Origin of the sequence: Flavobacterium sp., from assembly GCF_043760115.1 — a bacterium.
Taxonomy (GTDB): Bacteria; Bacteroidota; Bacteroidia; order Flavobacteriales; family Flavobacteriaceae; genus Flavobacterium.
On sequence record NZ_JAYUPK010000046.1, the window covers coordinates 13,766 to 36,930 of the forward strand.

Annotated in this window: 24 protein-coding genes; 16 read left to right on the forward strand and 8 right to left on the reverse strand. The window is 26.4% G+C overall.

Annotated features, from left to right (window positions below):
- Nucleotides 1–17 precede the first annotated feature (17 nt).
- Nucleotides 18–929, reverse strand: coding sequence for a hypothetical protein (locus tag ACH2BC_RS03915; protein ID WP_395052678.1), 912 nt, complete (start codon nt 927–929; stop codon nt 18–20).
- A gap of 173 nt (nt 930–1,102) precedes the next feature.
- Between ACH2BC_RS03915 and ACH2BC_RS03920 the strand changes: the two genes are divergently transcribed.
- From ACH2BC_RS03920 to ACH2BC_RS03940, 5 genes are all read left to right on the forward strand, one after another.
- A complete protein-coding gene (locus ACH2BC_RS03920; protein ID WP_395052679.1) occupies nt 1,103–2,119 on the forward strand; it encodes a helix-turn-helix transcriptional regulator in 1,017 nt (338 codons plus the stop codon).
- A 114-nt stretch (nt 2,120–2,233) separates the two neighbouring features.
- Nucleotides 2,234–2,464, forward strand: coding sequence for a DUF433 domain-containing protein (locus tag ACH2BC_RS03925; RefSeq protein WP_395052680.1), 231 nt, complete (start codon nt 2,234–2,236; stop codon nt 2,462–2,464).
- A gap of 25 nt (nt 2,465–2,489) precedes the next feature.
- Entirely contained in the window at nt 2,490–2,798 is a 309-nt protein-coding gene (locus ACH2BC_RS03930) for a DUF5615 family PIN-like protein (protein WP_395052681.1), read from the forward strand.
- 98 nt (nt 2,799–2,896) lie between these two features.
- Nucleotides 2,897–3,202, forward strand: a complete 306-nt coding sequence (locus tag ACH2BC_RS03935) for a DUF6922 domain-containing protein (RefSeq protein WP_395052682.1) — start codon at nt 2,897–2,899, stop codon at nt 3,200–3,202.
- 8 nt (nt 3,203–3,210) lie between these two features.
- On the forward strand, nt 3,211–3,765 hold the full coding sequence (locus ACH2BC_RS03940; RefSeq protein ID WP_395052683.1) for a nucleotidyl transferase AbiEii/AbiGii toxin family protein: 555 nt from the start codon (nt 3,211–3,213) through the stop codon (nt 3,763–3,765).
- 243 nt (nt 3,766–4,008) lie between these two features.
- On the opposite strand, the gene tatA is transcribed toward ACH2BC_RS03940, so the two are convergent.
- Nucleotides 4,009–4,191: a twin-arginine translocase TatA/TatE family subunit gene (gene tatA, locus ACH2BC_RS03945; RefSeq protein ID WP_395052684.1), complete on the reverse strand. Its 183-nt coding sequence runs from the start codon at nt 4,189–4,191 to the stop codon at nt 4,009–4,011.
- Between the two features lie 215 nt (nt 4,192–4,406).
- Between tatA and ACH2BC_RS03950 the strand changes: the two genes are divergently transcribed.
- The 10 genes from ACH2BC_RS03950 (at nt 4,407) to ACH2BC_RS03995 (ending at nt 15,213) form a co-directional block, all read left to right on the forward strand.
- Complete coding sequence (locus ACH2BC_RS03950; protein WP_395052685.1) at nt 4,407–4,916, forward strand: peptidase; 510 nt, start codon at nt 4,407–4,409, stop codon at nt 4,914–4,916.
- A gap of 73 nt (nt 4,917–4,989) precedes the next feature.
- Nucleotides 4,990–6,471, forward strand: coding sequence for a GH3 auxin-responsive promoter family protein (locus ACH2BC_RS03955; protein WP_395052686.1), 1,482 nt, complete (start codon nt 4,990–4,992; stop codon nt 6,469–6,471).
- 37 nt (nt 6,472–6,508) lie between these two features.
- Complete coding sequence (locus tag ACH2BC_RS03960; RefSeq protein WP_395052687.1) at nt 6,509–7,417, forward strand: carboxypeptidase-like regulatory domain-containing protein; 909 nt, start codon at nt 6,509–6,511, stop codon at nt 7,415–7,417.
- Nucleotides 7,418–7,421: 4 nt separating this feature from the next.
- Entirely contained in the window at nt 7,422–8,294 is an 873-nt protein-coding gene (locus ACH2BC_RS03965) for a carboxypeptidase-like regulatory domain-containing protein (protein WP_395052688.1), read from the forward strand.
- A gap of 42 nt (nt 8,295–8,336) precedes the next feature.
- Entirely contained in the window at nt 8,337–10,031 is a 1,695-nt protein-coding gene (locus ACH2BC_RS03970) for a DUF6909 family protein (protein WP_395052689.1), read from the forward strand.
- 5 nt (nt 10,032–10,036) lie between these two features.
- Nucleotides 10,037–11,035, forward strand: a complete 999-nt coding sequence (locus ACH2BC_RS03975) for a hypothetical protein (protein WP_395052690.1) — start codon at nt 10,037–10,039, stop codon at nt 11,033–11,035.
- Nucleotides 11,036–11,040: 5 nt separating this feature from the next.
- A complete protein-coding gene (gene rfbA, locus ACH2BC_RS03980; RefSeq protein ID WP_395052691.1) occupies nt 11,041–11,904 on the forward strand; it encodes a glucose-1-phosphate thymidylyltransferase RfbA in 864 nt (287 codons plus the stop codon).
- Nucleotides 11,905–11,969: 65 nt separating this feature from the next.
- Nucleotides 11,970–12,521: a dTDP-4-dehydrorhamnose 3,5-epimerase gene (rfbC, locus tag ACH2BC_RS03985; RefSeq protein WP_395052692.1), complete on the forward strand. Its 552-nt coding sequence runs from the start codon at nt 11,970–11,972 to the stop codon at nt 12,519–12,521.
- Nucleotides 12,515–13,423, forward strand: coding sequence for a dTDP-4-dehydrorhamnose reductase (gene rfbD, locus ACH2BC_RS03990; protein WP_395052693.1), 909 nt, complete (start codon nt 12,515–12,517; stop codon nt 13,421–13,423). Before rfbC ends, rfbD begins: the two co-directional genes overlap by 7 nt.
- 239 nt (nt 13,424–13,662) lie before the next feature.
- Nucleotides 13,663–15,213 (forward strand): OstA-like protein, encoded by a 1,551-nt coding sequence (locus tag ACH2BC_RS03995; RefSeq protein WP_395052694.1) that lies wholly within the window; start codon nt 13,663–13,665, stop codon nt 15,211–15,213.
- A gap of 192 nt (nt 15,214–15,405) precedes the next feature.
- Here the strand turns inward: ACH2BC_RS03995 and ACH2BC_RS04000 are convergent, their stop codons facing one another.
- A complete protein-coding gene (locus ACH2BC_RS04000; RefSeq protein WP_395052695.1) occupies nt 15,406–16,644 on the reverse strand; it encodes a glycosyltransferase family 4 protein in 1,239 nt (412 codons plus the stop codon).
- A 139-nt stretch (nt 16,645–16,783) separates the two neighbouring features.
- On the opposite strand from ACH2BC_RS04000, the gene ACH2BC_RS04005 reads away from it, so the two are divergent.
- The gene (locus tag ACH2BC_RS04005; RefSeq protein WP_395052696.1) at nt 16,784–17,887 is read left to right on the forward strand and encodes a glycosyltransferase family 4 protein; all 1,104 of its coding nucleotides are present in this window, start codon (nt 16,784–16,786) and stop codon (nt 17,885–17,887) included.
- On the opposite strand, the gene ACH2BC_RS04010 is transcribed toward ACH2BC_RS04005, so the two are convergent.
- The 5 genes from ACH2BC_RS04010 to ACH2BC_RS04030 form a co-directional block, all read right to left on the reverse strand.
- Nucleotides 17,857–19,083: an O-antigen ligase family protein gene (locus ACH2BC_RS04010; RefSeq protein ID WP_395052697.1), complete on the reverse strand. Its 1,227-nt coding sequence runs from the start codon at nt 19,081–19,083 to the stop codon at nt 17,857–17,859. The genes ACH2BC_RS04005 and ACH2BC_RS04010 overlap by 31 nt on opposite strands.
- A complete protein-coding gene (locus ACH2BC_RS04015) occupies nt 19,070–19,687 on the reverse strand; it encodes a hypothetical protein (RefSeq protein WP_395052698.1) in 618 nt (205 codons plus the stop codon). Before ACH2BC_RS04015 ends, ACH2BC_RS04010 begins: the two co-directional genes overlap by 14 nt.
- Before the next feature lie 866 nt (nt 19,688–20,553).
- Nucleotides 20,554–21,090, reverse strand: a complete 537-nt coding sequence (locus ACH2BC_RS04020; protein ID WP_395052699.1) for a hypothetical protein — start codon at nt 21,088–21,090, stop codon at nt 20,554–20,556.
- Nucleotides 21,091–21,446: 356 nt separating this feature from the next.
- Nucleotides 21,447–22,169, reverse strand: coding sequence for a class I SAM-dependent methyltransferase (locus ACH2BC_RS04025; protein WP_395052700.1), 723 nt, complete (start codon nt 22,167–22,169; stop codon nt 21,447–21,449).
- A gap of 78 nt (nt 22,170–22,247) precedes the next feature.
- Nucleotides 22,248–23,006 carry an FkbM family methyltransferase gene (locus tag ACH2BC_RS04030; protein WP_395052701.1) on the reverse strand — a complete coding sequence of 253 codons (759 nt, stop codon included), beginning with the start codon at nt 23,004–23,006 and terminating at the stop codon, nt 22,248–22,250.
- Nucleotides 23,007–23,165: the final 159 nt, after the last annotated feature.

Genomic DNA, 23,165 nt, shown 5'->3' on the forward strand with positions numbered 1-23,165 from the left:
TGTTTTATTTTAACTCATTATAATTCAAACAAAGATTCGCCATGGCAACTTGCGCAAGGCACAAATTGCAATTGTTTAAGCAGTTTACCACTAAAAGTCAAGTTTGTATTGTATTTCACACGGTAGTATTGTATCAAAAGTTGTTGCACTGGTTTTTTGAAACTTTGGTCATACTCTTTCAAAAATTGTTTCAATTCAGCGTCCGACAATTCGGTATCGTTATTATAAATTTCATCTGGTTTGTAGGTTAAAAAAGTAAGTTTTTGAAAACGTCTGATCACTTGTTGCTTGTCGAGATTGTTATTAAAAAACTTTCCTGCAGCCGTAATAATTTTGTTAATTTCTCTGTGCAGTTCCTCTAAATCCATATTTTCAATCGCCTCAATGCCTGAATTGCCTAGTTCAATTTCTGTAATTTTTCTTTGCACATTCCATCTAATGTCCAATTGCTTCAAAAATTCGTTCATATCACAGTTGTATGAATGCAAATTTTTCTTAAACCAAGTTCTAAAAATTTCCACTTGTTGCTTTTCCAATTCTAATATTTCAGTGGTGTTTTTACCTTCCTTTTCGGCTTTTGCCCGCACACGGTCTTTTATTTCGTGTGGAACTTCAAAATTTTTGAATGTTGACTGCAACCGACTACAATTTACATCAGCATGATACGCTGGCGGCAGTGGGCTTTCATAAACCAAAGAATAGGTATCTTTGTTTACAACAGGTTTATAAATTTCGATAAAATATTGTTCAGGATTTTTCAAAAGCGTTTTCATGTGCAACAAATAATTTTTTTCAAAACTGCTCAGAAAGTAAATTTCTTTATCAAAAACCACATCGTCAATCTTGCTGACATCGCTAATGTTTGCTTTGTACAAAATACGTTTTGCATTTGCTTTAGTAATGTATACCATTTCTACATTCTGTTTCAAATTGTTGTTTTGGTTTTTATTACACATAAATTACAGTTGTATTTGTTTGATGTTGCAAAGATGTAACACATTAGTTCAGTCAAACTGAACCGATAAAAATTTAATTTTATTCGGTTATTTTATTACTTCAATGCAAATATGTCATATATTTGTTCAGTCAAACTGAACTAATAATGTCTGTAAATAAAAAAGCACAAATAAGGTATTTAACTTTGGACAAATGTCTGCGAAACTTTGGTCGATTGTACACTTGGCAAAATTTGTTAGACGAAGTTAATTCAGTTTTAGCCGATGAGATTCATCCGAAAACGCAACAGCCAATGCGCATTGGCAAAACCCAACTTTTTGAAGATTTGAAAGACTTAGAATATCGGGTTTATAATGCACCAATTTCCAAAAAAGCTGTTGGGAAAGCTAAATATTACAGCTATGATGACCCTAGTTATTCGATTCAAAATGCGCCATTAAACGAAACTGAAATCAGCCAAATAAAAGCATCATTGCAGTTGTTATCAAGATTTCAAGGCCTTCCAGATTTTGGTTTTATTGATGAAGTAATTCCTACTATCCAAAAAAAACTTGGCATTATTAATCTCGAAAAAGAAATCATGTCGTTTGATAACAATCTCGATTATGAAGGTTCAAAACACATCACACCTTTGTTCAATGCCATTGTCAACAAAAGAGTTTTAACGATTTTATACCAAGATTTTAAAAATCCTGACCCATATGAAATCATTTTTCATCCATTTTATCTCAAGCAATATAACAGCCGCTGGTTTGTATTTGGGTATAATGAATTTATGCAAAACCAATTTTGGAATATGGCTTTGGATCGAATCAAATCTGTCGCAGAATCAAAGTTTATTTACATAGAATCAGAAACTGATTGGGAAGATTATTTTTATGATATTGTGGGTGTCACCAAAGCAGCAGATAGAAAATTAGAGTTAATTTCGTTATGGTTTGCGCCAAGTCAAGCACCTTATATAATTACTAAACCAATACACCCAACGCAAACTATCGTCAAAAATAACATTGATGGTTTGGAAATAAAAATAAAAGTTATCCCAAATTATGAACTCGAAAAACTGATCCTTTCATTTGCTAATTCAGTAAAAGTACTAAGTCCAAAAACATTGCAAGATGTTATTTTTGAAAAATTACAAAAAGCAATTGAGTTGTACTAAGTTTTCCTTTCAAAGTTAATCGATTAAATTCAAACTGTTATCGAAGATAGAAAACGAATTCAATTGACGATGGTTTTATAAAAAATTGATTATATTTGATGTAAATAATAAAACATGGAAAATTTACTAAAACACATTACGGTAAATCCTGAAATAAGAAGCGGTAAACCTTGTATTGTAAATACTAGAATTACAGTTGCAGATATTTTATCCTATTTGGCTTCTGGAATGTCAAAGGAAGAAATTATTGAAGATTTTCCTCAATTAGACAGTGAAAAGATATTGTCTGCTTTATCATTTGCCGCTCATAGAGAAAGTGTAACTAAAATAGCTTTAGCTTCGTGAAACTACTTTTAGATGAAAATCTTTCTTGGCGTTTAATAAAAAAACTTTTGCTTTTTCAGAAGTAATTAATGTTTATTCATTGAAAATAAATCAACCTGAAAATGATAGTTCTATTTGGAATTATGCAAAAGCAAATGGATACACAATTGTAACTAAAGATGATGATTTTGAAAAAATTGTACTTCTTAAAAAAGCGCCACCTAAGTTAATTTACCTTAAAACTTTCAATCTAAATACCAATAAAATTTCTAATTTAATACTACAAAATAAAAATAGTATCACATCATTTATTAATCCAATAGAAAACGATATTTTAGAAATTTATACATTTTAAAAATATAATTGTACAAGAATCAAATTCAATTGTCAATGGTTTTGTAATAATTAAAACAAATACATTGAAACAAGATTTAATTATTACTTTTGAACTAAATGAATAACGAAATTAAAATAACTAATTTTTCATCATATCTCTTTTGGGATGTAGATATTTCTCTATTAGACTTTTCTAAGTCTAAATCTCAAATTATCTATAAAATTGTAGAGTTTGGTCAACTTGAAGACTGGAAACTTTTACAAAAAGTGTACACTTTAGATGAAATTAAAAAGGAAACATTACAATTTCGTTCACTTGATGTGGTTACTTTAAGTTATTTGGCTCACTTTTTCAAGATAGATAAAACACAATTTAGATGCTACAAACACAATCAGTTAATCCAAAACTCTTGGAACTCCTAAATAAAATTATGAAATCTGAAGTTTTTTCAGATTTTAATTTAGTTGGAGGAACATCATTATCTTTACAAATAGGACATAGGTTATCAATAGATATTGATATGTTTGGTAATGCAGAAATTGACGAAATTGAATTTATAAATGAGTTATCCAAGTTTGGAAAAGTTATTATTATAAAAAAAAGCAAAAATATATTAATTACATCAATTGATGGGATTAAAGTGGATTTTGTTAATTATAAATACCCACTTTTAGAACCAATAATTGTTGAAAAAAATATTAGATTAGTATCAAAAAAAGATATAGCCGCAATGAAGTTAAATGCAGTTTCTGGTAGAGGAAGCAAAAAAGATTTTATTGATTTATTTTTTCTCTTAAAAGATTTTGAACTTAAGGAAATGCTAACTTTTTATGATGAAAAATTTAAGGATGGATCTAGCTTTATGGTTTTAAAAAGTTTATCCTATTTTGAAGATGCCAATAAAGAGGAAGCGCCAATAATGCTTGTAAAAAATAGTTGGGAAGAGATAAAAGAAAAAATTATTAATGAACTTGATGAAATATAAATATTCTAAACTATTAAAAGTTTAGAAATTACATAATAAATATGTTTTAAGTTTATAAACAAAGTCAATTTTTAAGATGGTTTTTGTAAATTATAAATCAACATTAAAATTAATTTACCTTAAAAAATTCTATTTAAAATCTTTAAAAAATAACCTCAATTACCATAATAATCAATGCAAAAAAAATTCCAAATCTCAATTTTAATATTGAAATCTGGAATTTTAAATTTAAGAAAGTAAAAACTATTCTTTAATATCTTCTTTCTTTGAAGTATTGGTTGAAGCAGCTTCTTCTTTAGAAGCATTTTTAAATTCTTTAATTCCGTTACCTAAACCTTTCATTAATTCAGGAATTTTTTTCCCACCAAAAAGTAGTAAAACAATCACTAAGACAACTATTATTTCTGTAGCTCCTATTCTTCCCATGACATATAAATTAAATGCTTTCGCAAATTTGTAATCTGTTACAAGCTACAAAGGTAAAAAGAAATTGACATTCTTTTATTTTTAACCAAATTATTTATAGTTAATTTTCGTTAAAACACAAAAATAGATATAAAAAACAGACTTTATAAGCTTAAAATTTAATTGAAATTGATGTAAACAACTAATTTTTCTATATTTGTATATTATCAAAAGCTATGTCTGAAAAACGCCTCAAAAAAAAATTATTAAAGAAAAAACTATTTACCAAAAACAGATTAATTATATTAAATGAAGATACTTTCGAGGAATTATTTTCGTTTAAATTAAATTTAATTAATGTTTTTGTAGTAGCAACAATTGGCGCAATTTTAATAATAACAGTTACCACATTTATAATTGCTTTTACTCCTTTAAGAGAATATATTCCAGGATATTCCTCTTCTAAACTAAGAAAAGAAGCAACAGAAATGGCATTAAAATCAGATTCTCTTGCCTTTGCAATTAAAAAAAATGAAGTTTACTTAGAATCTATAAAAAAAGTATTGAATGGCGATTTAGAATATGCTAAAGTCAATAAAGATTCAATTCTTGCCATTTCTGTAGATACTTTACCAGATTTACAATTAACAGCAACAGAAGAAGAACTTGAATTAAGAAAAGAAGTTGCCGATGAAGAAGCAAGAATAAAAGCAGAAAAATTAAATAAAACCAAACCTAAAAAATAAACTTTGTAATTTAATAGTTAAAAAAAACTTTGCGACTTTGCGTCTTAGTGACAAAATTAGCGTCTTTAAATATATGTCAATAAAATCAATAGCAGCCAAAATATTTGCCAAGAAAATTCATAAAAAAACCTTGAAATGGGCAAGCAATCCTGTTGAAACGCAGCAAAAAGTTTTTCAAGATTTAATTCGTCAAGCACAAAATACTCAGTTTGGAAAAGATCATAATTTTGCAGAAATAAAAACTTTTCAAGCATTTGCAAAGCAAGTTCCAATAAGAGATTATGAAGATTTAAAACCTTATGTTGATAAAGTTGTAAATGGCGAAGAAAACATACTCTGGAAAGGAAAACCACTTTATTTTGCCAAAACTTCTGGCACAACATCTGGCGCAAAATACATTCCGCTTACCAAAGAAAGTATGCCTTTTCATATTGAAGCCGCACGAAATGCCATTTTAAGTTACATTCACGAAACTGGAAACGCAAAATTTGTTGATGGCAAAATGATATTTCTTCAAGGAAGTCCAACATTAGAAGAAAAAAACGGAATTAAACTAGGACGATTATCTGGAATTGTAGCACATTTTGTTCCTAAATATTTGCAAAAAAACAGACTTCCTTCATGGGAAACCAATTGCATTGACGATTGGGAAACCAAAGTTGATGCAGTTGTAGAAGAAACAATCAATGAAAATATGTCTGTTATTTCTGGAATTCCATCTTGGGTACAAATGTATTTTGAAAAACTAAATATAAAAGGAGGAAAGCCAGTTGGAGAACTCTTTAAAAACTTCAATTTATTTATTTATGGCGGCGTAAATTATGAACCCTACAGAGCAAAATTCGAAAATTTAATAGGACGAAAAGTAGATTCGATAGAGTTATTTCCAGCTTCCGAAGGTTTTTTTGCTTATCAAGACAAACAATCTGAAAAAGGAATGTTACTGCTTTTAAACGCTGGAATTTTTTATGAATTTGTAAAATCTGATGAGTTTTTTACAGAAAATCCAAAACGATATACAATTGGTGAAATAGAATTAAATGTAAACTATGTGTTAATAATTTCAACAAATGCTGGACTTTGGGCATACAACATTGGCGACACAGTTCAATTTACTTCTCTAAAACCGTATAGAATTATAGTTTCTGGACGCATAAAACATTTTATTTCTGCCTTTGGCGAACACGTAATAGGTAAAGAAGTAGAAACCGCTTTGCAAGAAGCGATGAAAAACACAACTATAACTGTAAACGAATTTACAGTTGCGCCACAAATTAATCCAAAAGCAGGTTTGCCCTATCACGAATGGTTTATAGAATTTGAAAACGAACCCAATAATCTTGAAGAATTTGCGTTACAAATTGACAATTTTATGCGAAAACAAAATTCCTATTACGATGATTTAATTGTTGGAAGCGTATTACAAACTTTAAAAATAACTAAAGTTGCCAAAAACGGATTTCAAGATTATATGAAATCTATAGGAAAATTGGGTGGACAAAATAAAATTCCGCGACTTTCTAATGATAGAATAATTGTTGATAAATTATCCTAACAGGTTTTTTAAACCTGTTAGGTATTAAATAAATAGTATGAAAAAATATCTCTTTGGTTTTCTTCTGTTCACACTCTCACTCTCAGCCCAAATAAAAGGAGTTGTAAAGGATAGTATTTCTGGCGCACCAATTCCGTATGTTAATATCTGGGTTCAAGACGAAAATATTGGAACTACTTCAGATGAAAAAGGAAAATTTAGTGTAAATACACAAGAGAATAAAAATTTGATTTTTTCAGCATTAGGTTTCAAAAAGAAAAAATTTAAATCAACAAAAAATATCGAAATTAAACTTCAACATGAAGACTATATGTTAGAAGAAGTTGTAATTATTAAAAAATTGGAAACCAATGAAATTCATGTTGGAAATTTTGATTATAGTGGTTTTAGAGTTGGAGTTGGCAATATTAATTCTGCTATATTTTTCAAGCCAGATAATGAAATGTTACAACATCCTTTTTTAAAACAAATAAAATTTCTAACCAAATCTCATTTAGATAGCGCAAAAATCAGAATTAAAATTTTAGGTTTAAATAAAGATAGTTCACCAGGAGAAAGTATACTTGATAAAGAAATTATTGTCTCAGTAAAAAAAGGGAAAAATAAAAACATAGTTGATTTTAGTGAATACAAATTAAAAATTCCAAAGGAAGGTTTTTTTATTTCATTTGAAAAATTACTAATAGATACTAATAAATATTCTTTTGAATTTAAATATAAGGATAAAAATGGAAAAAATATAATACAAAAATCAATAACAATTGAACCAGAATTGTGTTATGTGCCAGAAGAAAAAGATATTATTTGGCAATCTTCAATAAATGGAATCTGGACTAAAACTCAAAAGCAAATTTTGAAAAATCCAAAAAGTTATGAAAATTTATTGATGAGAAAATATCACGATAAGTATTTGATGCCATCAATGCTAATTACATTTACAAATTAAATTAATGAAACAAATTACAATTATAATATTTTTCTTTTCACTTTCACTCTCAGCCCAAATAAAAGGCACAGTAAAAGACAGCATCACTGGCAAACCAATATCTTTTGTAAACATTTGGGTTCAAGATGAAAACACAGGATTTACATCAGAAGAAAACGGAGAATTTTCAATAAACGCATCTGAAATTAATAAAAAACTTATTTTTTCAGCTTTAGGATATGAAAAGAAAAAAGTTTCTGTAAAAAATAATCTAGAGATTAAATTAAAACCAACAGAGTATCAACTAGAAGAAGTTGTAATTTTTAAAACACTAGGAACTAATAGTATAGAAATTGGAAAAACTAAAAACGCAACTTACCAAGCATTTGATAATGGACCAAAAATTGACACTAAATTTTTCCCATATTTAGAAAAGTATAAGAAAACCAAATACCTTAAAAAAGTTTCTGTTTTTACTGATAATTCAATTGAAAATGCGTCGTTTAAAATTCATTTTTATAGTGTTGATAATAACGGTTTTCCAAGCACAGAATTTTTAGACAAAGATTTTATAGTTTCTGTAAAAAAAGGAGTTACCAAAAACATTTTTGACGTTACAAAATTCAAATTACAAATGCCTAAAAATGGAATTTTTGTTGGTTTTGAAAAATTATTAATAGAAAAAAATAAAGTTGAAAAAACAATAGTAGACGCCAATACAAACACTACAAAAAAAATAGTTAACTATTTTCCTTTACTTCTTTACAATAGAGTAGAACTAAGCTCATTTTATACATTCTCTGGTGGAAAATGGAATAAAAAATCTAATACTAATGAAAATCCTAACGATAAAATAACAGTAAACGAGCCAGCAATAACACTAATTCTAACCAATTAAAACATAAAAACCGTACATTTGCTGGTTAGAAAACAAAATTTAATGAAGGAAATTAAAAACATTTCGCGTTCAAGAGCGCAAGAATCGTCTGCAGCTATCGAACGATTGTACATTACAATGAGACATTTATTTAACCGTGGTTTTTATAAACCAATGGGAGTTTCTGGAGAAACGTTAAGAGAAGCTTTACTTGCACTTAGACCAGAAATTTATGGAAGTATTGCCGAAGAAAAAGTAGAATTATCAGGACTTTTATACGTTATAGAAAGACTTCCTGTTGGAATTGAAGAATGTCGTTACATCAATTTAACGTCAGACGAAGGTTATTCTAATTCGCATTTTCAAGCCATTGTTCCACCAAAACGTAGAAGAAATTGCTACCGAATTGATGAAGAGCAAATGAATGTAGAAATTACTCGTGGAAGATCAGATATTTATGATATTCTTACGCATTTGACTTTTATATTTATCGAATCTCACAAAATAAAAGACCGCGTTTTAATTGACGAAAACAATAACGAAGTAACTCGCGATTGGCAAAAATTAGAACAAGCAGCTTTACAAACTAAGAAACTTACTTTAATAGAAAAAGAAAAAGCCATTTCGCACACAGCCAATGTGTTGGGAAGAACTTTTGCTGAGGTTTTATCAATTTATGATGCCTTTGGAACATCTGAAAAACCAGACAGATTTCTTCATGTTATTTATTGGTTAGGAAAACTAGCAATGGAAGAAGTTGTTGAAAATAACAAACGTACTATTACTTTTAGTCCAATTTTAAGAGAACGTCTTGGTCATCACATTCATGGAGAAATTTGGGCAACCAATATTAAAGAAGTGTTGATACAAAACGAATTATTAGAAAGACCAATTCATATAATTAGTGCGAATATGCATAGTGTTATGAATTCTATTTTTGCTCCAAATGTTCACAAAACTAAGTTTAAAGACAAATCAGATTTCTTTATTTTTGAAGAATTAAGCAAGCAAGGTGCACACGATGTTAGAGATAAAGTTACCGAAGTTGCACTAAAACAAGGAATGATTTCATTACCAGACAATTCTGGAACCAATATAGATGTTCAAATATTTGATACAGCCAAAATTGACTGGGCAAAATCGGCATTTCCAAAAGCTAAAATTGGTAAAGAAGCACCAGTTTTAATTGTAATGGACTACGCTTTTGGAGAACAAGCTTATGAAACTATTGACGAATTATTAAAACCTTACAAAGAAGGAAAAAAAGTCACTTTACTCAATGTAGAATCGGTTTCTATAATGGGAAAAGCTGGAATACTTGAAGGAGGAAAAGGTGATATTATGATTCCGAATGCTCATATAAATGAAGGAACAGCCGATAATTATTCGTTTACAAACGAACTCACAGCAGCAATGTTTAGAGGAAATGACATTCCAGTTTTTGAAGGTCCAATGGTTACCGTTTTAGGAACATCATTGCAAAACAGAGATTTATTAAAGTTTTTTCACGAATCTACTTGGGCAGCAATCGGACTAGAAATGGAAGGTTCATACTATCAAAAAGCCATTCAAAGCGCTTCAAAAATTAGAAAAAGCATCAATCCAAATGTAAAAGTGCGTTATGCTTATTATGCTTCAGATAATCCTTTAGAAACAGGAAGCACTTTGGCTTCTGGTGGATTAGGAACAACAGGAGTGAAGCCAACGTATTTAATTACAATTAAAATATTAGAACAAATTTTCAACGTAAACAAATAATAAAAATGAGTACAAATGATAATCAAGATCAAGAAATTGATTTAGGACAAATTTCAAAAAAAGTAGGAGAATTTTTTGAAGGAATTTCAACTAAAATTTTTAAAGGAATGTTATTTATAAAAAAGAATTTTATTTTATTTATTTCCTTATTTGTTATTGGTATCTTTCTAGGATTTTTGCTAGATTCAACTATTAAAACCTTTGACAATCAAGTTATTGTCACGCCTAATTTTGGGACAACAGAATATTTATATTCTAAAATTGATTTAATTAACTCAAAAATCACTCAAAATGATACAGTGTTTTTAAAAGCTATTGGAATAAAAGATTTTAAAAATTTAAAAAAAATAAAAGTGGAACCAATTATTGATATTTACAGTTTTGTAAACAATAATACCGCCGTTGCTAGCAATGCCCAAAACACTCAAAACTTTGAATTGGTTAAGCTTTTAGCCGAAGATGGAGACATTAATAAAGTTATTAAAGATAAACTTACTAGTAAAAATTATTCTGAACACACTATTTGTATATCTACTTCAAGTTTTACAACTAATAAAAATCTTATAGACCCAATTTTATTGTATTTAAACAAAAATGATTATTATCAAAAAATACAAAAAATGTTTGTTGAAAATATAAATATTAAAATGAAAGAAGATCAAATAATCATTAATCAAATAGATGTTTTATTAAACCAATTTACAGCGACTACAGCGGCTAATCAGAAAAGCGATAAATTAGTTTATTACAATGAGAATTCACAATTAAATGATATACTAGGAACCAAAAATGGATTAATTTCAGGAATTGGTTATCAAAAAGCACAACTTATTAGTATTGATAAAATTATTAAAGATAAAAGTAGAGTTTTAAATATTAAAAACACAAAAGGAACTAATAACAAAATGAAATTAGTACTTCCAATTTTATTAGTTTTTGGGTTTTTATTCATTAGTTTTTTCAAATCATTTTATAGAAAACAAACTGCAAAATCTAAAATTTAAATCTCATGAAAGGAATTATTTTAGCTGGAGGTTCAGGCACTCGTTTGCATCCTTTAACATTGGCAGTAAGCAAACAATTAATGCCAATTTACGACAAACCGATGATTTATTATCCACTTTCAACATTGATGTGGGCAGGAATCAGTGAAATTTTAATCATTTCTACACCACATGATTTACCATTATTTCAACAACTTTTGGGTGATGGAAAAAAACTAGGTTGTAAATTTGAATATGCAGTTCAAGAAAATCCAAACGGATTAGCAGAAGCATTTATCATTGGTAAAGAGTTTGTTGGAAACGACAAAGTTGCCTTAATTCTTGGGGATAATATTTTTTATGGAACAGGTTTGGCAGAATTACTTCAAGCCAATAGCAATCCTGATGGTGGAATTATTTATGCTTACCATGTTCACGATCCAGAACGTTATGGAGTTGTAGCTTTTGATGCAAACGGAAAAGTACTTTCTATAGAAGAGAAACCAGAACATCCAAAATCTAATTATGCAGTTCCAGGAATTTATTTTTATGATAATTCAGTTATAGAAATTGCTGCCAATATAAAACCAAGTCATCGTGGAGAACTAGAAATTACCGATGTAAATAGAGAATATTTAAACAAAGGAAATCTTAAAGTTAGTATTCTTGACAGAGGAACAGCTTGGCTTGATACAGGAACTTTTCAATCGTTAATGCAAGCAGGACAATTTGTACAAGTAATAGAAGAACGCCAAGGATTAAAAATTGGTGCTATTGAAGAAGCAGCTTTTAAAATGGGATTTATAGATGCTGAACAACTAAAAACATTAGCGCAACCATTACTAAAAAGTGGTTATGGTGTTCATTTAATGAGTTTGTTGCAAGAATAATTAAAATAATTTTTGTCTTCTGGAGCGCAGTCGAGAGATTTTATAAAACAATTCATTTCATTAAAATGATATTTACAGAAACTAAACTAAAAGGTTGTTATATAATTGAACCAAAAATAATTCGAGACGAAAGAGGTTATTTTATGGAAAGTTTTAATGAAAAGGCATTTCAAAAAGGCGTAGAACAGAAAGTAAATTTTGTTCAAGACAACCAATCTTTATCAATGAAAGGCGTTTTGCGTGGTTTGCATTATCAAACAGGCGAACATGCTCAAGCAAAATTAGTTAGAGTTCTTCAAGGAGAAGTTCTAGATGTTGCTGTAGATATTCGTCCAGAATCTGAAACTTATGGTCAGTATGAAGCAGTTTTACTTTCTTCAGATAATCAATTACAATTTTTTATTCCAAGAGGTTTTGCACACGGATTTTTAGTGTTAAGTGAAACCGCAATTTTCTTTTATAAATGCGATAATTTTTACAATAAAGAAAGCGAAGGTGGATTAAGTTATAATGATCAATCAGTAAATATAGATTGGAAGTTTCCAATTTCTGAATTATTAATTTCTGAGAAAGATAAATTTTTACCAACTTTAGAAAATGCTAAAAAAGTATGGTAGTTTTAGTAACTGGCGCCAACGGACAACTTGGTCAAAGCATACAATTTATATCTAAAAATTATCTTGATATTGATTTTGTTTTTTGTGATTCTACACTTTTAGACATCACAAATTTAGATAATGTTACTAAAGTTTTTAAACAATTTAAACCTAATTTTTGTATAAATACCGCAGCATATACCGCAGTAGACAAAGCAGTAAGTGAACCAGAAAAAGCACATTTAATAAATGTTGTTGGAGCAAAAAATTTAGCCATAGCTTGTAAAGAATTCCAAACTATATTACTTCATATTTCTACCGATTTTGTTTTTGACGGCGATCGTTTTGTCACACTGAGCGCAGTCGAAGTGCCTTATTCAGAAGAAGACATTACAAATTCAACTGGAGTTTACGGACAAACAAAATTAGATGGAGAAAAAGCAATTCAAGCAATTTTAGATAATTATTTCATTATAAGAACTTCTTGGGTATATTCTCAATTTGGAAATAATTTTATGAAAACCATGCTTAGATTAGCATCAGAAAGAGATACAATTTCTGTGGTAAATGATCAAATTGGCACACCTACAAATGCTGTAGATTTAGCTGAAGTTTTAATAAAAATAATTTGTCACACTGAGCGCAGTCGAAGTGACCAAAACATAGAACTTCCAACTTCTAACTTATTTGGAATTTATAATTTCTCTAACGATGGAAAATGTTCTTGGTATGAATTTGCTTTAAAAATATTTGAAATCAATACTATAAAAATTACAGTTATGCCAATAAAATCATCAAGTTATCCAACTCCAGCGCAAAGACCTAAATATAGCGTTTTAGATAAAAGTAAAATTAAATCAACTTTTAAAATTAATATAAAAAGTTGGGAAGAAAGTTTAAAAACCGTAATTTTTCCGTTATAACAGAAAAAAAACACGTTAATTTTCCGTTATAACGGAAAAATACCATTGTTTAATAAAAAAGAGTGATCAAAAAAATGTAATTCAGAAAATTTTTCCCAATGATTTTTATAAAAAATGTCAAATAATAACATTACATCAAATTAGAACACAATCATTTTATTATGTTAAAAAAGTAAACTTTATAATTCAATTTTTATAGATTTACACCTTGTATTACAGTATTTAAACACAAATTCAAATTGAAAAAAATAATAATTCTAATTTTCACCTTATTAAATTTTGCAGTTTTTTATGCTCAAAAAACTAGTAAAATCAATATCGAATCTTCAGACTTTATTGATATAAACGAAATTGAACTTCCCAACGCCACATTACTTACAGGCAATGTAAGAATGAATCATGAAGGCATAGTAATGACTTGCAATAAAGCTTATTATTATAAAGATGAAAATTATATAAAGGCATTTGGAGCAGTACAAATGGTTCAAGGTGACACCTTGACTTTAAATAGTAAGTATGCAGAATATAATGGTAATGTTAAAATAGCTTATGCAACTGGAAATGTGGTTATTCAATCTCCAGAGTCAACAATGACTACAGATACGGTATATTTTGATAGAAATATTCAAGAAGCGTACTTTAATTCTAACGGAACAATTGTTAATAAAGAAAACACATTAGTAAGTAAATCTGGAAGGTATTATGTAAAACAAAAAAAATACCAGTTTCTAGAATCGGTTGTGCTTACTAATCCAGAGTATGTTATAAAGTCTAATCATTTAGATTATCTTACTCAACAAGGAAATTCTTATTTAAAAGGACCATCAACAATTACGGGTAAAGACAATTTTATTTATACTGAAAATGGTAATTATAATAGCAAAACCAATAGAGGATATTTTCTTAAAAAATCATACATAAAATATAAAGACCAACTCATTGAAGGCGACAGTTTGTATTATGATAGAAGAAAAGAATTTGCATCTGGCACCAATAATGTAAAAATTACCGATTCTATTAATAAAGCAATCATTAAAGGACATTATGGCGAAGTATATAAAAATAAAGATTCACTTTTTATAACCAAACATGCATCAATTCGATATTTAATAGAAAAAGATTCGATGTTTATTCATGCCAAAAAAATTATTGTTACTGGTAAAGTTGGAGAAAGAGTAGTAGTAGGTCAAAAAAATGTACGTTTTTATAAAACAGATATGAGTGGAAAGTGCGATTCTATTCATTCCAATCAAAAAATAGCGCTCACAAAGTTAATAGGAAAACCAATTTTATGGAATTTTGAAAAGCAATTAACTGGCGATGTAATGCACTTAATAGGTAATAACAAAACAGAAAAATTAGACTCACTCAAAGTACTCAACAATACTTTTATTATTTCTAAAGACACTATTGGACCAGGATTTAATCAAATAAAAGGACTAAATTTATACGGAAAATTTAAAGACAATCGACTTTACGAAACCGATGTTGTAAAAAACACTGAAGTAATTTATTACATGCGCAACGACAAAAACGAGTTGATTGGTATAAATAAAAATGTTAGTAGTAGAATTAATATGCTAATGGATGATAAAAGTAAAATAGATACCATTACGTTTTTCGATAATGTAGATGGCGATATTTATCCAGAAAAAGATTTACCAGAAAACGCCAGAAAGCTAAGAGGTTTTGTGTGGCGAGGCGATGAACGAATAAAAAACAAAGAAGAAATTTATCCACAAGAAGAGATTGATTTGGATAAGAAAATTGTTGAGGAGAGTAAAAAGTAAAATTAAAAATTACAATTTTTAATTTTATTTTAAGTTTGTAAAATAAATAAATTTACGATATATTCCATCCTATTATTATGAAACTCCGGCCAAGTGAACAACTTATATCGTTTTGGATAAAATCAATGTTGAGGAGGTTTTTAGATTTAATATTAATAACTATAAATGAGTTTAAAAAGTTATAAATTTAAATCATTTTAAAATTATTTCATTTATCTTATCATAAACAGAATTTAAAATTTTCTCTTCAGAAAATTTATTTAATATAAATTCTCTTGCTTTTTTTCCTGTTTCCATACAAATTTCTATATTGTTTTTTAAGTTTAAAATTACATTAAAGACTTCAAGAACATCATTATTAGAATAGTAAAAACCACCATTAGATTGATTTATAATTGTAGCCACTTCTGAATTTATATTTCCTGTGATAATTGAGGGCTTAGCACTTGCCATCATTCCTAGAATTTTAGATGGCATAATTGTATCAATAACATTTATTTTTTGAAATAAAAAATGAATATCAGCAGAACAAAGTAAATTATTTAGTTCCTCATAAGGAACAGGTTCATAAAACTTTACAAATTTAAAAGAATTTAGTTTTTGTTTTAAATTACTTGCATAACCACCATTTCCAACAATTACAATTTCAATATTATTTTCATTATTAATTAAAAAACATAATTTTTCTAAGAATTCCCAATCTTGTTTTTCACCAATGTTTCCAGAATATAGTAATGTAAATTTCGAATTATCAATAATAGAATGATTAGAACTTAATTTAGGATTAATTTTTTCAGAAGAAACCCAATTTGGAAAATAATAAGGATTTTGTTGATTAGACTTTTCTTTAATTTTTTTTAACATACTAAAACTTATGCTACTTGTTATATCAGCAGAATTAAGCATTTTCTTTTCAAACGATGTAATACACTTTTCAAAAAAGTTTAAAAATAAATTATTGTTTTTTAAAATACCTGAATCTAAAGCTAAATCAAACTCAAAGTCTTGGATGTGAATCCAAAGCTTTGATTTTTTTTTTTTTGATAAACGAAGGGCAGGAAGTATTGAAACCGTGAATGGAACAATACATATAACTAGGTTAGTTTGCTTTATTTTTTTTAAATTTCTAAAAGTCCCATAAAAAAGATCAATCATCATTAAAACCCTTCCTTTAAAGTTTACCTTTTTGGGAACAAATTGTTTGTATCTAATAATTTCTATACCATCAATATTTTCTACAATAAATTTATTATGTTTTTGATAAGCCTCGTAAATTTTCCATTGAGGATAACTTGGAAAACCTGTTATTATTTTAATTGTAAATCCCTTAGAGAAAAGAAATTTAGCAAGTTGAGTTGTGTAAAGACCAATTGCAGAATCCTCGGGATAATAATTTGCAGTAATTATTGTAATTGATAAATTATTTGACATATTTAACCCCAAAATTTTGTTACAAGCAAAGATATTCTTTTACTAGAAATATAATTCATTTAATAATACTATTATTATATCAAAGTAATATAAATTTGTAACACTTAAATTTAAATTTCAAAAACTAATTTATTAAAAAATGAAAATCTTCTTAGATAATATTATTTTCACAAATGTTCAAAATGGAGGAGTTTCAAATTATTGGTATGAATTGACAAAATTTTTAATAAAACATCATGATGATGAAATCAATTTTTTTGAAGAGATGAAAGGCAATAATTTAAATTTTCATAGAAGTCTTCTTAATCTACCAGCCGAAAATATAATTTATAATAATAAATTTTTTAAATCTTTATCAAGAATTTTGCCAATAAATTATAAAAGTAATGAAAAATTTATATATCATTCAAGCTATTATAGAGATTTAACAAATTGTAAAAACAAAATAGAAATTACAACGATTCATGATTTTACACATAATTATTATTCAAGTTTTTTAAAAAAAACAGTACATAACAAAATAAAATATGATACTATTAAAAGATCAAAAGGTATTATTTGTGTTTCTAAAAACACTTATGATGATCTTCAAAAGTTCTGCCCAACAATCAATAACCAAAGTATCGAAATTATTTATAATGGAGTGAGTGACGATTATTTCCCTATTAAATTTTACAATTTAAATCAAAAACAATTTTTAAATGATAATAATTTGCAGGATAATTATTTATTATTTATTGGAAGTAGAACAAATTATAAAAACTTTAATTTTGTTATTGATATAATTAATTCAAATACAGATTTAAAACTAGTAATTGTTGGTGGAGGAAAATTGAATGCAAATGAGATTAAATTATTTACAAAAGAATCTATTCAAAGAATTAATTTTTTAGAGGATATAAAAAACGAAGATTTAAATATATTATATAATAATGCACTTGCACTAATTTATCCATCTAGTTATGAGGGTTTTGGAATTCCAGTTGTAGAAGCGATGCGTGCAGGTTGTCCTGTAATAGGTCTAAATAATGCTACTATTAGAGAAGTTGCACAAAATTCTGCACTTTTGTTGGATAACTTAAGTATATCAGAATTTGACAGGCATATAGTAAAATTAAACAATATAGATTTTAGACTACAAACTATTTCAAATGGTTTTGAAGAATCAAAAAAATATAGTTGGGATAAATGCAGTAGAGAAACTCATGAGTTTTATAAAAATGTATATGATTCGTCTTTTTGATAAACAAACAGACTTATTAAAAAAGAATATATTAACATACCATTTTCTCTTTCAATTAAATTTTCTGTAAGGAAATTTAAAAGAAAAAAAATTAAAATTGAAATTCCTATTTCAGTTCTATTTGTTTTAAGAATAGTATAAATTTTATAAACTGAAAATAAATAAATTATCAAACCTATTATGCCAATAGTAAGAGTAATACTTAAAAACTGATTGTGAGAATTATAATTTTTATTAGTTAATTCAAGATTTTTACTCTTGTAACAACTCTCTAAAGCATTTTGTACATTTCCAACACCATAACCTAAAAATGGATTTTCAGATATTTTTTCAAATGAACAATTATATATTCTATAACGAATAGCTGTTGACGATTTTGGTTTTTCATTCAATGAATTATTTGTTAAATCATTAAACCTATTTTCATCCTGATATTTTGGTATTATTTTTAAACTGAAATACATTAATAAGAAAACAGTAAAAACAACAACAATTGATTTTTTAATTTTCAAATATTTTTTAACTAAGAAAAAGAGACATATTAATAAATAAATAATAGGTCCTTTTCTCATTAAAATCATTAAAATGATTATAAGAAATAAACTAACAAAAAGATTTAACATTTTGATGTAAAACCTATCTGTATTATTAAATAAGTATAATAACATCAGAAGTGAAATTCCAACATATACAGATAAATAAATAGGATGAATTGATAAATTTTCTAATCCTATGTTTATCAGGTTAGAATAATGAATAATAGTTTGGCTAAAAGTAAATATTTGATTCCAAAAATATAAAAAACTAAAAACACAAAATATACAAGTTGAGGTTATAAAGCATAAAAAAATAGTTCTAAAATCTTTTCTTGAAAAAATAAAATTTGAACATTCTAAAATCCCAAAAATTAATGGATATGCTATCAATGAAGACATTGTTGATAGTTTTTGAAAAGCATATTCTGTTTTAAAAGAATAGAAATAACTTATTAAATAAAGAAATATTAAACCGCTTAGGATTATAAATTTTTTAAAACAAAATGTAGATTTCTCTTGTGTTTTATTGTATAAAATTAATGAAAACAAAAAAAGTAATATAATTGGATAAATTTTAAATTTATTTGGAAATAGTAATATGAAGCTATTCAAGAACAAGGAAAATTTCACCAATTCTATATATGTTTTATTTTCTTGCATAAAAATTTATTATTAAAAATAAAAATTTTGGAACTACAATAATTGCTAAAAATGTTGCTACAATAAAAGCAAAACCATTTGCCAAATCACCTCTTAAAAAATACATTAAATATATAGCAAAATAAAATGCAAATGTTGATTTTAAAATATCGGTTTCATTTAACCACCTTATTAAGGAAACAAAAATTAGCGCAAGTACACTAGCAAATAAAGCAATTCCTATTAAACCAAAATTTATATATCCTTCTGAAATATATGGATTTGATAAATTATTAAAATTAAAACCATAACGATCGATTAGATAATTTCCTATTTTAAAACCAGTTACTTCGGGTTTACTTTGCCAAACACCTCTTGGTACAAAAAAGAAAAATGTTGGACCAAGTTGTGCTCCGTATGTTACAGGTTTTTGATCACAATAATCTATAGTTGCTAAAAAATTAGGATAAGCATCATAATGTAATGAGTTAAATGCATCAGTAACATGAAGTAACTTAATGTTTTCCACCAATATATTTGGCCTAGAAATCATTTGAGTTAATGTATTTCTTGAATGGGTAAAAATGGTTAATATTGGAAATAACAATACCATAGAAAAAAACATAAATCTTACAATTTTATAATTTGTATCTAAGTATTTTTTAAAAAAAATAAAAATCAAAGTAATATAAATAGGACCTAAAGTGTTCCTCTTTTCAGTTAGTGGATTTTTAAGCAAAAATAAAACAGTTAAAAAAAACAATAAAAAAAATATAACAAATATGTAATTTTTTGAGATTTTTGAGTTATTTTTTAAATAGTAAAATGATAATATTAGTCCTGTTAATGGAATGAAAAATAAAAACTTTTGTACCATTAGATATTTTGCCACAGAAGTTTGTTCGGCTTCTTTATAAAATTCATTTTGGTATTGAAAAATTATTGTAGGAATATTTATTATCACTATTAAAAAAGTAATAATCCCCAATATGACTAAAATCAATGGAATATTATTATATGAAATTTTATAATTTGATTTAATTTTAATAACAGTATTTTTAAAATATATATAGGATATAAAAAACACCACGTTAAAAAACAATATATATATATTAGCTCTGATAGCAAAATTTTCAGAAAAAGGAAAATCTTGAATATATTTTCCATCTTCATCAAATCCTTTGGAAACAATACTATCTACTTGAATTAATGGAGCAACTACAAAAAAAAGCAAATTAAAAACAATAAAAACACCTAAAAAAGGCGAAAATTTTTTTTCTTTAAAGATATTATAATAGGTAATAATCCATAGAAAAATGAAGTTTAATACAAATGTTAATTTTAATAAAATTGGAACATTTAAAAAAACAAATAACAGTAAGAAGATAACACTAAAAATGCCAATAAAAGTGATTTTCCCCATGTTTTTATTATTTAATTACAACAAAAAAAGGCACTAATATTGTGCCCTTTTTTTACAAATTTTATTTTTTATCTACTTTTAAAGTATTTGTCCATTTTATCTTTTATAATAATATTTGACATAAATACTGGCACTTTAGTCCCATTTACAGCAGTAATATTATAATTTTTAGTCTTTTCATTTAAAACTAAACTCTCATTAGGAGACCAATTTTGAGTTTTTATCCAATCGCTGTTATCAATAACATTTTCTCCTTGTTGAATTTTTATATTTTTAATTTCAATAGTTTTCGCTTCTTGATTACTGCCCACATCAAGTCTTATTAATTTTGGATAATCTCCAATAGGAAAAACAAAAGTTATTTCTTGATAATCATTACTTGGATGAACAGGTAAAGTCATCATTAATGAACCATCTATTGTTGCATTTTCAGCTTTTGTATAATAAACCTTAAAGATATCTTCTTTATCATATTTAAATTTTATAGTCATATCAACAGTTTCATTTTCTGCAACTTTGACTTCATCATCTTTCTTTTCTTTAGAACCACAAGAAAAAGTTAAAAAACACAATACTAATAAAACCGGAACAATTACTTTTTTCATAAATTTAAAAATTTTAGCAAAAATAATAAATTATTAAACTTTATAACAAATTTTAAACTTTTTTTTTAAAGATGCGAAGTTCAATTTATAATAGTATTTATTTTAATAAACATTTTCAATACCAACCATTAGAAATTTAACATTATTATATTTAAATTTAATTTTGAAAAAAGCTTAAATATTTTATTAGAAGCAATAAATGAGATTAAATATTAAAGACTAATAACTTTTTCTAGACTTTTTTAGTACAGATTAGTATCACTACTTTTTATAATATAAATCAATTTTAAGACTAAATTTTCTTTAAATTTACTCAAAAAAAGATGCAAACAAATTAAAACAAAAATTATTCTAAATTAGAATTCTTTTAATGATTCTAAAAAAAATAAATACATCGTTTTGTCGGGTTCAACATTTTTTAATTTAGACTTTTCAACAATTTTCATAATTGGTACAGGAAAAGAATATGGTTTTTTAAATAAATTTAAAGGTCTATAATCTCCATCTAAAATATTATGATTACGCCAAGTTTTCGGATAAGAGGTTACTAATAAATATTTAGAACCACTTTTTTTAAAATTAGTAATTGCTTTTTTTACACTTTCGTCACTTAAATGTTGTAAACAATCTTTACAAAAGATTAAATCTACCTTTTTTAAATCATCCTTTGTTATATCTATTTTTATAAAGTTTACTTTTTCAGTTGTATATAATTTTTGGTTTTTAGCTACTATTTCGGCAACTATATCACCACCAGTATAATTGCAATTTTTATCCACTTCTTTCATCCAATTGTAATCACCACAAGGAACATCTAACATATTATTTATTGAATATTTAGAGATTATTATTGGTAATTGCTCTCTGATTGTAATTGTTCCTTTTAGCATAGAACCACCACCAGAATTTGATTCGTTAGATTCCCATATATTTTTTTCATATACATCCTTAAACACCTCAGAAGAGTTTTTTAAAATAAAAGTTTCTTTATTGTAAAAAAAACTTTTTAAAATTCTTTTGGGTACTTCAGGTATTAAATTCCAAACGGTTTTTATTAGTTGGTTATTTTTAATTGACATTTTAACTATTATTAAGTTTTACTTTCAAGATTGTTTATTTGAAACTAAAAAACATGGTTACTAAATAAAAATGTGTTTTTATAATCTTACTTCTTTTTTTTCATTAAAGAACACTCCATCTACTTCTAGTTGCTTTCCAGTTTTTTTATCATAAAAACCGTTTTCCAATGCCAATAATTTGAAACCCATTAAGTTAAGCTTATTTTTCATTTCATCAAAAGTAATAGAACCTTTATATGACGCTATAAATGACATTTCAATTTGTAATCCAGTTACTTTATCTAATGTTTTTTCAGCACCAAGTAAAACCATTTCTTCATAACCTTGAGTGTCAATTTTAAGATAAATATTTTTACCTGATAAATTTAAAGAATCAAAAATACTATCAAGTTTTTTTATTTCGATTGTTTCTTTTTCAACAAATTCTGCATCTGGTGCACTTTCTATTAATTGTGGTAAATTATCTAGTAACGAACTACTAACGGAGTTTTTAGCGATATTTATTGTTGTTTCGCCATTACGTTCTCCTAACGAAAAGTTAAAAACCCTCCATTTAGAATCTGAAGATGCATTTTTTTGTAATTTTTTAAAGGCATTTTTCATTGGCTCAAACGAAAGAATTTCACCTTTAAATCCCAAGTTTCGCATTTCACTACCATATTGACCAATGTTAGCACCAATATCAAGAATAACATCTATGTTATAAGATTTTATAAGTTTTATCCTTCTATCTAATTCATGAGTAGGGTATTTAACAATTTCAATTCCGAAAATTGAATTAAAACCTCTTTTTAGTTTTAATAAAGTACTTTTGTTTTTTAATATAAAACTATTCATTTTCCTTATTTTCAATATAAATTAGTTCTTTTTTTAAAGAATGTCGTCAAAAGTATTGATAAATATTTAATTGATGTTAGATTACAAAAACAATTTTTATAAAAACTCTAAAAGTGTGATTAAAAAATTAAAAAGTATAATCTTAAAAATCTATAATAA